Source organism: Streptomyces sp. NRRL S-495 (assembly GCF_000966955.1).
In the GTDB taxonomy this organism is placed as follows: domain Bacteria; phylum Actinomycetota; class Actinomycetes; order Streptomycetales; family Streptomycetaceae; genus Kitasatospora; species Kitasatospora purpeofusca.
The window spans coordinates 1-439 of record NZ_JZWY01001369.1 but is presented as its reverse complement, the minus strand read 5'-3'; the positions used below and the strand labels follow the sequence as shown (position 1 = coordinate 439).

1 pseudogene is annotated in these 439 nt (G+C 75.2%); it reads right to left on the bottom strand.

What is annotated here, in order from left to right:
- Positions 1-439 (bottom strand): annotated as a pseudogene (locus VR45_RS41715) (polyketide synthase dehydratase domain-containing protein); the annotation flags it as partial.

Below are 439 nucleotides of genomic sequence, written 5' to 3'. Positions count from 1 at the left end.
TCGACGAAGGCGGTGCCGGGCAGGATGACCGTCCCGAACACGCCGTGATCGGCCAGCCAGGAGTGCGTGGTCAGCGACATCTGGCCGGTCAGCACCAGCCCGTCCTGGGAGGCCAGCCGGACGGCGGCGCCCAGCAGCGGGTGCCCGGCCGGGTTCAGCCCGAGCCCGGCCGCGTCCAGGACCGGCTTGGCTGCGGGCAGCCAGTGGCGGCGGTGCTGGAAGGCGTAGGTGGGGAGGTCGGTGAGGTGGCCGGTGCTGGTCCAGGGGGCCCAGTCGACGGTGAGGCCGGCGGTGTGGGCTTCGGCGAGGCTGTGGAGGAGGCGGAGTTGTCCGCCTTCGCCGCGCCGCAGGGTGCCGATCGCGCGGACGCCGTCGGTGCCGGTGTTCTCGGCGGCCTGGGTGACGGGGCCGGTGAGCACGGGGTGCGGGCTGGCCTCGA